Raw genomic sequence first — 9,602 nt, 5'->3', positions numbered from 1 at the left:
CGGGGCTGCCTGCGGCGGCTGCGGCGGGGACTGGGGCGTCGGCGCGGGCTGCTGCGGCGGGTAGCCGTACGAGGGGCTGGGTGCCCCGAAGCCCTGCGGCGGCTGGTTGGGCGGCTGGGGCGGGGGCGGAGTTGACATCAGCTTTCCTCGTTGCGGCGGGGCTGGCGGATGTTCTTTTTATCACCCGGTACTGACGGGACACGGCCTGAGACCGCCCCGTGACGAGACTGTTGCCCTGGCCGGACAACCAGGTTCAAGGAAGCGGAGCTTCCTTGAGACCGCCGCGGCGGCGCGCAACCACAGCGGCGGTGACCGGCGGTGCCGTACGAGCTCGGGTGCGCTCGGCACCGCCGGACGCCACCATCGTGGTTGCGCGCCGCCGCGGCGGATTCAAGGATGCGAGCGCGTCCTTGACTTGCGGGCCGCCTGCAAGGCCTACGCGTCCTCCGCCAGTTCGAGCCAGCGCAGCTCCAGCTCTTCGCGTTCGCCCGCCAGCTCCCGCAGTTCCGCGTCCAGCTTGGCGACCGCCTCGAAGTCGGTCGCCTGCTCGGCGATCCGCGCGTGCAGCTTCGCCTCCTGCTCGCTGATGCGGTCCAGGCGGCGCTCGATCTTCTGCAGTTCCTTCTTCGCCGCGCGCGCGTCCCCGGCCGACTTCTGCTTCACGGCGCTCGCCGCGGCCGCGGCCGGAGCGACGGCGGGCACGGCAGCCTCGATGACGCGCTGCCGCCGCTCCAGGTACTCGTCCAGGCCGCGCGGCAGCATCCGCAGCGCCTGGTCCCCGAGGAGCGCGAAGACGCGGTCGGTGGTGCGCTCCACGAAGTACCGGTCGTGGCTGATGACGACCATCGAGCCCGGCCAGCCGTCGAGGAGGTCCTCCAGCTGGGTCAGCGTCTCGATGTCCAGGTCGTTGGTGGGCTCGTCGAGGAACAGGACGTTGGGCTCGTCCATCAGCAGGCGCAGGATCTGCAGGCGCCGGCGCTCACCGCCGGAGAGGTCGCCGACCGGCGTCCACTGCTTCTCCTTCGTGAACCCGAACTTCTCGCACAGCTGTCCCGCCGTCATCTCCCGGCCCTTGCCGAGGTCGACGCGGTCGCGCACCTGCTGGACGGCCTCCAGGACCCGCTTCGCCGGGTCGAGTTCCGCCACCTCCTGGGAGAGGTACGCGAGCTTGACGGTCTTGCCGACCGCGACCTTGCCGGCCGCCGGCTGCTTCTCGCCCTCGCTGCCCGCGGCCTCCGCCAGGGCCCGCAGCAGCGAGGTCTTGCCCGCGCCGTTGACGCCGACCAGGCCGATCCGGTCGCCCGGGCCCAGCTGCCAGGTCAGGTGCTTGATGAGGACCTTCGGGCCCGCCTGGATCGTCACGTTCTCCAGGTCGAAGACCGTCCTGCCCAGCCGCGAGCTCGCGAACTTCATCAGCTCGGCGCTGTCCCGCGGCGGCGGCACGTCCGCGATCAGCTCGTTGGCGGCCTCGATCCGGAAGCGCGGCTTGCTCGTGCGGGCCGGGGCGCCGCGGCGCAGCCAGGCGAGCTCCTTGCGCATCAGGTTCTGCCGCTTGGCCTCCTCCGTCGCGGCGATGCGCTCGCGCTCGGCGCGGGCGAAGACGTAGTCGCTGTAGCCGCCCTCGTACTCGTGGACGACGCCGCGCTGCACGTCCCACATGCGCGTGCAGACCTGGTCCAGGAACCAGCGGTCGTGCGTGACGCACACCAGCGCCGAGCGGCGCCCCCGCAGGTGGCCCGCGAGCCAGGAGATGCCCTCGACGTCGAGGTGGTTGGTGGGCTCGTCCAGGACGATCATGTCCTGGTCGGCGATCAGCAGCTTCGCGAGCGCGATGCGGCGGCGCTCGCCACCCGACAGCGGGCCGATGACCGTGTCCAGGCCGTCGGCGAAGCCCGGCAGGTCCAGCCCGCCGAAGAGGCCCGTGAGCACGTCGCGGATCTTCGCGCTGCCCGCCCACTCGTGATCGGCGAGGTCACCGATGACCTCGTGCCGGATCGTGGCGGCCGGGTCCAGCGAGTCGTGCTGCGTGAGCACGCCCAGGCGCAGGCCGCCGGCGTGCGTGACGCGGCCCTTGTCCGCCTCCTCCAGCTTGGCGAGGATCCGGATCAGGGTGGTCTTGCCGTCACCGTTGCGGCCGACCACACCGATCCGGTCGCCCTCGTTCACGCCGAGGGAGATGCCGTCGAGCAGTGCACGGGTGCCGTACACCTTGTCGACGGCTTCCAGATTGACGAGGTTGGCTGCCATGCCGCTCCTTGTGTGGGGTTCCTGGCTTCCAGGATCCCATGCCGGGAAACGTCGCCCGGAGGTCAGGCCCGGGCCGCCTCCACGGGCCGGGACCGCAGCGCCCACCAGGTGGGGACGAGCGTCGCGGCCAGCGTCAGGGCGAGCCCCGCGCCGATCACGGTCAGGGCGATCGACGACGGTCCGGTGATCTCCCCCGCACCGCCCAGCGCGTACCCGAACGGCACCAGCGTGCTCGCCGCGGCCACCCCGCCGAGGAGCAGGCCGACCAGGGCCACCAGGCCGCCCTCCACCGTCATCATCCGCAGCACCTGCCCCCGCGTGGCCCCCGTGAGCCGCTGCAGCGCGAACTCCTTGCGGCGGTTCCCCACGGCGACGGCCGTCGTATTGACGACCGACAGCGCCGTGTACGCCACGAGCATCCCGATGATCAGGTAGTTCACGGACGCCTGCGTACGGCTGCTCTCCGCCTGCGCGGCCGTCACCGCGTCCCGCCCGGCGACCTTCAGCCCCGGGTGCTGCGCGGCGAGCGCCCCGAGGTCGGCCATCAGCCGGCCGCGGTCACCGGACGCCCGCACCAGGAGCTGCGACGGCAGCCCGGCCGTCGTGTGCGGCGCCAGCAGCTCCGCGCTCGTCAGCGCCGTGTCGAACCCCTCGCGCCCCTTGAACAGCGCCACGATCCGTACGTCCGCCCGCGCCCCGTCCCCCAGCCGGAGGGTGATCGTGTCCCCCACCGTGCGGTGCATGCGGTGCGCCACGGTCTCCGGCAGGGCGACCGCGTCGCCGCGCAGGCCGTCCAGGCTGCCCGCGCTCGCCTCGACGGCGAGGGTCTGTCCGACGCCCTCCGCGCTCACGCCCTGCAGGGGCAGGCCCTTCTTGTTCTCGTCACCGTCGTGCGGCTTCTCGGTGTGCGCCTTGCCGGTCACGTACGCGCCGGCCGCCGCGACGCTCGGCAGCGCCCGCACGCGGGCCAGCAGCGCCGGATCCACCCCGCCCGCGGCAGAAGTGAGGACGGCGTCGGCCCGCAGGTTGTCGGCGAACGCCCGGTCGGCGATCGCGGCCGTGGTCGTCTGCAGGTACAGGTTCCCGGTGGCGATGGCGCTGGCGAGCATCACGGGCGTCGCGATCGCGGCGACCTTCGCCGTACGGGCGCGGCAGTTGAGGGCGGCGAGGCGGCCGGAGGGCCCGGTCAGGAGTCGCACGGGCCAGTGCAGGAGGAGAGTGACGAGTTTCGCGAACCAGGGCCCGAGGAGGGCGAGCGCGATCGCACAGCACATGACCGTCGGCCCCGCGGTGCTGGCGGCCACCGGCCCGCGCAGGACCAGCGCCGTGACGAGCGCCAGGGCGACGGTCCCAGCGAGGAACAGCAGCCCGACGGCGATCCGCACCGGGTGCAGGCCCGGCTTCTGCACGGCCGCCTCCCCGAGCGCCTCCACGGGCTTCGCCTGCACCGCCCGCATGCTGCCGAGCAGTCCGCCTGCGAGGGCCGTGAGGAGCAGTGCCCCGTAGGCGGGCATCGCCGGGATCCAGCCCTGGCTGAACCGGACCGTGTCCGCGATCATGCCGCTGTCGACGAGGGTGTCGAAGAGCCTGCGCCCGACGAAGGGCCCGGCGGGCCAGGCCGCGGCGCCCGCCAGCACCATGACCATGAGCGTCTCACCGAGCAGCATCCGGCGGAGCTGGCCGGTACTCGTACCGATCGCCCTCAGCAGGGCCAGCTCGCGGCTGCGCTGCGATGCGGAGAGGGACACGGTCCCGGCGACGACGAACGCCGCAACGAGGATCACGAGCCCGCCCACGACGCCCGAGAGAGCGATCAGGTCCTCGCCGCCCTGCAGCACCTCGGGGTGCTCGACGGCGCCGCGGTCGTCACCGGAGAGGAGAGTGACGGGGTTGCCGGTGAGGGCTTCCCGTATGCCCTTGCGGACGTCATCGAGGCGCGCGCCGGGGGCGAGAGTGACGGCGATGTCGGCGACGGTCTCCGGACGCCCGGAGAGGCGGGTCGCCTCCGGCGCGGAGAAGAAGAGGGTGGCCTGCGGGACGCCGCGCGCGGCGGCGACCCCGCTCACCCGGTAGCCGGCGGAGCCGCCGTGCGCGGCGATCCGGATACGGTCGCCGGTCGCCACGCCTGCGCGGCGGGCGGTGGCGACGTCCAGGACAACCTCGCCCGCGGCAGGCGCGCTGCCTGCGGTGAGGGCGTACGGGGTGAGCGCCGCGGACTCCCAGCCGTGGGCTTGGGCCTTTGCCTCTGCGGCGCCGCCGAGAACGGCCGCGTCAAAGGTGCGCTCGCCGGTCGCGGCCCGGACACCGGGAACGGCTCGCACCTTGTCGACGAGGGCGGCCGGAAGCTCGACCCGCTCCGGGAGAGGGATCGTCTTCTTGTGCTTCTTGCTGCTCGCGACCTCGTGAGTACGGTCACCTGTGACGAGCAGGTCGGCACCCGCGAGGCGCTGCGGCGGGGCGTCGTTACGAATCCCCGTCTCCATGAGACCGCCGCACGCCATCACCAACGTCGCGCCGATGAACAGCGCGAGGAAGGTGGCGGCAAAGCCGCCGATTCTGTAGCGCAGCGAACGCGCTGCGAGTTTGCCCATCACGGAGTTCACGCTAGGGAGCGGGGAGACTCCGTCCCATGGGAACAGCAGGTGAGTGGGGGTGGGGGTAGCCCTACCCCAGCGCATCCTGCGTCAGTCGACCTGCACGTGAGCCACGAATGCCGCCCAGGTGTGGGGGTCTATGGCCAGTTGGGGGCCGTCCTTGCGCTTGGAGTCGCGTATTCGGATGGCTTGGGGGAGGCGGGCGACTTCGACACAGGCAGAGCCGTCCCCCTGGCTGTAGCTGGACTTGAGCCATATCGGTCCGTTGCTCATAGCTCGTCTGCCACTCTTTTGATTAGTTCGGCCGATTCCACAGCGTTGAGAGCGTGCATGCGGATCATGGCATGGCGCTTCATGAGCGCGCTCGCCCTGTCCACGTCTGCATGCAGTACTCCGGTCACTTGCCCCTCCTCGTAGCCGTACTGCTTGTGGTCGGGGGTCTCCACCACGATGAATTGGCCATCCAGCCCCGGGTGGACACCTTGCCCGAGAGGCAAGACCTGGATTGACACGTTGTGCAACTCACCCACCTCCACAAGGTAGTTGAGCTGGCGCTTCATCACTTCCGGACCCCCGGCCAAGCTCCGCAAGGCGGCCTCGTGGATCACGAAGCTGAACAGTGCGGTCTCCTTCTGGAGCAGCTCACGGCGCTGCAGCCGGGCTGCCACCCGAGCCTCGGCCGTGCCCTTGTCCACGGGAGGGCAACGGTTGGTCATCAGCGCCCGCGCGTATTCCTCGGTCTGCAGAAGGCCGGGAATAATCAGCACCTCGTACCAGTGCAGGGCGATGGCCTCGGCTTCGAGGCCCACGTACTCGCGTGCACGGCTGGCGATCCGCTCAGGCTCCAAATACGGATGCGCCGACTCCAGCTTCCCGTGCGCGCCGAACATGCTGTCCGCCACCTGCAGCAGGTGCTGGCTCGGCCGCCGTCGGCCCATTTCCATGGACCTGACGGCCTCCACCCCGTACCCCGCCTCCGCCGCGAGCTCTTCGCGAGAGACGTTCGCCGCTTGGCGCCACAGCTTGATCTGGTGCCCGCACAGCCGCCACGCCATCGGCGCATCAGGTCGCGTGTCCACCCGGCATCCCGCCCTTCTGCCTACTTCCGTCGGTAGCAAGGGACGCTAGGGCGGGCAAGGAGCTATCGCGCCGGGCTCGAAGGATTTCTCCCCGAACGGGTGAACGGGGGAACTAAAGCCACTGCTGGCCAGAACCCTGGTTGGGCATCTGCGCAGGGGTCGGCGGGGGCAGCTTGTTCAGCTTCGACCGCACCGTCATGTTCCAGATCAGCGTGAACGGGGTGAAGAGGACCAGCGACATCGGGCTCCACCAGCCCTGCAGCAGCGTCTTGCCCGTCATGTCACGCTCGATCGCGAGACCGCAGTTCCGGCAGAACGGCCCCTTCTGGTGCATGAAGCTCATGTAGATGAGCAGGCCCTGGTGTCGCCGGATCGTCGCCTCGACGGCCGGGAACCCGCCGCACATGCGGCACGTCGGCCCCATGGGCATCGGGCCGGGCGCGGGCGCGTGTCCCGGCGCGGGATAGCCGTACGGGTTCTGGCCCTGGTACGGGTTCTGCTGCTGATAGGGCGGCGGAGTCGCCACGGTGAAACCCCCGATTCGGGCGCCCCTTCGGGGCGCGGAATCGCAGAGCCTAACCGACAGTGATCGTCGCCCCGGGCACCGGTCCCGCCGCCACCCGGACCGCCCGGCACGTACCGGACGCCCGCAGCGCCTCCGCGACCTTCTCGGCCTCCGCCTCGTCGCTCACCAGGAACGCCGTCGTCGGGCCGGAGCCCGAGACCATCGCGGCCAGCGCGCCCGCCTCCGTACCCGCGTCCAGCGTCGCGCTCAGCGACGGCCGCAGCGAGACCGCCGCCGCTTGCAGGTCGTTGCTCACCGCGCCCGCCAGTGCCACCGCGTCACCCGCCCGCAGCGCCTCCATCAGCTCAGGCGACGGGTCCGGCGCCGGCACGAACGCGTCGGCCCGCAGACGGTCGCACTCCCCGTACACGGCCGGGGTCGACAGGCCGCCGTCCGCGACCGCGAACACCCACCAGAAGCTCCCGCCGGTCTCGACCGGCGTCAGGAGTTCGCCCCTCCCCCGGCCCAGGGCCGTCCCGCCGACCAGGCTGAACGGCACGTCGCTGCCCAGCTCCGCGCAGATCTCCAGGAGATCCTCGCGCGAGGCTTCCGTGCCCCACAGTTCGTCGCACGCGACCAGCGCCGCCGCGCCGTCCGCGCTGCCACCCGCCATGCCACCCGCGACGGGAATGTCCTTCTCGATGTGGATGTGGACGTTCGCCTCGCGCCCGTGCCGCGCGGCCAGCGCCAGCGCCGCCCGTGCCGCCAGGTTGGAGGGATCCAGCGGAACCTTGTCCGCATCCGGCCCCGAGCACGTCACCCGCAGCTCGTCCGCCGGCGTCACCGTCACCACGTCGTACAGGCCGACCGCCAGGAAGACGTTGGCGAGGTCGTGGAAGCCGTCCGGGCGGAGCGGGCCGACCGCGAGCTGGACGTTGACCTTGGCGGGGACGCGAACGGTCACGGACACGGAGCGGGCTCCTCGGGTCGCACGGGACAGAGTCACGCACGATCGTACGGGGGGTGCGAGCGTCCGCCGGAAGACGGCAGAGGTGACGGGGGCGCAGGGGTGGGGGTCCGGGGCGCTGACGTGTATTTGCGGGCCGGTCGCGGGGGCCCGTGACGCCGGGGGTACCGGCCCGTAAATATACGGCCCCGGACCCCCGCCCCGGAGCCCCCGGCACCGGCACCGGCACCGGCACCGAACGTACCGGCCCCGCCCGCCTCAGCCCTGCTTGTTCTCCGCGATCGCCGCGAACTCGTACACCGTCAGCGCCTCGCCCCGCGCCTGCGGCGAGATCCCGGCGGCCACCAGCGCAGCCTCCGCCGCAGCCGCCGAACCGGCCCAGCCCGCCAGGGCCGCCCGCAGCGTCTTGCGCCGCTGGGCGAACGCGGCGTCCACGACCGCGAAGACCTCGGCCTTGCTCGCCGTCGTCTCGATCGGCTCGGCGCGCCGCACCAGCGACACCAGCCCCGAGTCGACGTTCGGCGCCGGCCAGAAGACGTTCCGCCCGATCGCGCCGGCCCGCTTGACCTCGGCGTACCAGTTGGCCTTCACGGACGGCACGCCGTAGACCTTGTTGCCGGGCCGGGCGGCGAGCCGGTCGGCGACCTCGGCCTGGACCATGACCAGCGTGCGCTCGATGCTCGGGAAGCGGTCGAGCATGTGCAGCAGCACCGGCACGGCGACGTTGTACGGCAGGTTGGCCACCAGAGCAGTGGGCGGAGGCCCGGGCAGCTCCTGGACCTGCATCGCGTCGCTGTGGACGAGCGAGAAGCGCTCCGCCCGCTCCGGCATGCGCGCGGCGATGGTCGACGGCAGGGCCGCCGCCAGCACGTCGTCGATCTCGACGGCGACGACCCGGTCGGCCGCCTCCAGCAGGGCGAGGGTCAGGGACCCCAGGCCGGGGCCGACCTCGACGACGGTGTCGTCGGGCCGGACCTCGGCGGTGCGGACGATGCGCCGGACCGTGTTGGCGTCGATCACGAAGTTCTGGCCGCGCTGCTTGGTCGGGCGTACCCCGAGGGCTGCGGCCAGCTCCCGGATGTCGGCGGGGCCGAGGAGGGCGCCGGACTCGTCTGCACTGGGGCTGGGGCTGGAGCTCACCCGTGAAGTTTACGGCCGCACACGGGCCACGGGCTCGCCCCCCGGCTGACGTACAGCTTCTTGGCCCGCAGGGTCTGCTCGGCGGCGGGCGCGTCCTGGGGGCGGCCGGTGCCGCCGAGGGAGTGCCAGGTGTGGGTGTCGAACTGGTAGAGGCCTCCGTAGGTGCCGGAGGGGTCGACGGCGTCGGGGCGGCCGCCGGCCTCGCACTGGGCGAGCCCTTCCCAGTTGAGGCCGTCCGAGCTCTGCACCGAGACGGGCCGGGCCTTGGTGCCGACCTTGACGATCTGAGTGCGGGGCTGCCGGACGGTCTCGGAGGCGATGCGCTTGGGCTTCTGCTTGACGCCGTTGACGGTGCGCAGGGCGTACGTGATGCGTTCCACGCCCTTCTCGCCGCGCTGGGAGACGACCTCGGTGCCCTTGAAGAGGCCGGGGTCGTCGTGGCGCTCGGTGGTGAAGTCGATGGGCTCCTCGCGGACCTCCTCGCTGCCGGTGATCCGCATGACGGAGATCGTCTGGCCTTCGCGGGGGAAGCTGTCGGGGCTGACGGAGGTGGTGTCCTCGCCGTGGAGGGTGATGCCGGCCTGCTCGATGGCCTCGTGGACGGTGGCGGCGTTGGTGCGGATGGTGCGCTCGCGGCCGTCGGCCATGAAGGTGACGGTGCGCTCCGTGCGGACGTGGAGGTCCAGTCCCTCTCGGCGGATGGGGGCGGACCGCTCGGTCGACAGGTAGGCCCCTTCGGCGCGGACGCCGAGCTGGCGCAGGGCGCCGTCGACGGTGCGGGCGGTGGTCCACATGCGCTGGTGTTCGCCGTCGAGGGTGAGGGTGACGGGGCGGCCGTAGCGGATGGTGATCTCGTCGCCGCGGGCGAGGTCGTGGCCGGGGCCGGGGAAGACGGCGTCGTGCTCGCCCAGGGTCATGCCCTGGTCGGCGAGGAGCTCGTCGACGTCGTCGGCGAAGGTGTGGAGCTCGCGCGAGGTGCCGTCGATGTTGAGGTGAACGGTCTTGTCGTCCGCGACGAAGGCGGAGGTGCCGCCGGCCAGGAAGGCGACGACGAGGGCCTGCGGGAGCAG

The 9,602-nt window shown here is 72.0% G+C and carries 8 protein-coding genes; all 8 read right to left on the bottom strand.

What is annotated here, in order from left to right; translation table 11 throughout:
* Positions 1-435: 435 nt before the first annotated feature.
* Positions 436-2,247 carry an ABC-F family ATP-binding cassette domain-containing protein gene (locus V7793_RS27125; RefSeq protein ID WP_168096395.1) on the bottom strand — a complete coding sequence of 604 codons (1,812 nt, stop codon included), beginning with the start codon at positions 2,245-2,247 and terminating at the stop codon, positions 436-438.
* Between the two features lie 62 nt (positions 2,248-2,309).
* Positions 2,310-4,838: an ABC transporter permease gene (locus tag V7793_RS27120; protein ID WP_336010979.1), complete on the bottom strand. Its 2,529-nt coding sequence runs from the start codon at positions 4,836-4,838 to the stop codon at positions 2,310-2,312.
* A gap of 93 nt (positions 4,839-4,931) precedes the next feature.
* The gene (locus tag V7793_RS27115; protein WP_336010977.1) at positions 4,932-5,114 is read right to left on the bottom strand and encodes a DUF397 domain-containing protein; all 183 of its coding nucleotides are present in this window, start codon (positions 5,112-5,114) and stop codon (positions 4,932-4,934) included.
* A complete protein-coding gene (locus tag V7793_RS27110) occupies positions 5,111-5,920 on the bottom strand; it encodes a helix-turn-helix domain-containing protein (protein WP_336010975.1) in 810 nt (269 codons plus the stop codon). Before V7793_RS27110 ends, V7793_RS27115 begins: the two co-directional genes overlap by 4 nt.
* A gap of 112 nt (positions 5,921-6,032) precedes the next feature.
* Positions 6,033-6,446, bottom strand: coding sequence for a hypothetical protein (locus V7793_RS27105; protein ID WP_336010973.1), 414 nt, complete (start codon positions 6,444-6,446; stop codon positions 6,033-6,035).
* Positions 6,447-6,495: 49 nt separating this feature from the next.
* A complete protein-coding gene (locus tag V7793_RS27100) occupies positions 6,496-7,395 on the bottom strand; it encodes a 4-(cytidine 5'-diphospho)-2-C-methyl-D-erythritol kinase (protein WP_336010970.1) in 900 nt (299 codons plus the stop codon).
* 255 nt (positions 7,396-7,650) lie between these two features.
* The gene (gene rsmA, locus V7793_RS27095) at positions 7,651-8,532 is read right to left on the bottom strand and encodes a 16S rRNA (adenine(1518)-N(6)/adenine(1519)-N(6))-dimethyltransferase RsmA (RefSeq protein ID WP_336010967.1); all 882 of its coding nucleotides are present in this window, start codon (positions 8,530-8,532) and stop codon (positions 7,651-7,653) included.
* On the bottom strand, positions 8,529-9,602 hold a 1,074-nt coding region (locus tag V7793_RS27090), incomplete at its 5' end, for a ubiquitin-like domain-containing protein (protein ID WP_336010964.1). The genes rsmA and V7793_RS27090, both read right to left, overlap by 4 nt.

The sequence above is a fragment of the Streptomyces sp. KLMMK genome (assembly GCF_036961605.1).
Taxonomy (GTDB): Bacteria; Actinomycetota; Actinomycetes; order Streptomycetales; family Streptomycetaceae; genus Streptomyces; species Streptomyces telluris.
This window is presented reverse-complemented; position numbering and strand designations above follow the sequence as displayed.

Coding starts and splice junctions, on each gene's coding strand:
- V7793_RS27125 (WP_168096395.1), bottom strand. CDS start 2,247: ATGGCAGCCAACCTCGTCAATCTGGAAGCCGTCGACAAGGTGTACGGC.
- V7793_RS27120 (WP_336010979.1), bottom strand. CDS start 4,838: ATGGGCAAACTCGCAGCGCGTTCGCTGCGCTACAGAATCGGCGGCTTT.
- V7793_RS27115 (WP_336010977.1), bottom strand. CDS start 5,114: ATGAGCAACGGACCGATATGGCTCAAGTCCAGCTACAGCCAGGGGGAC.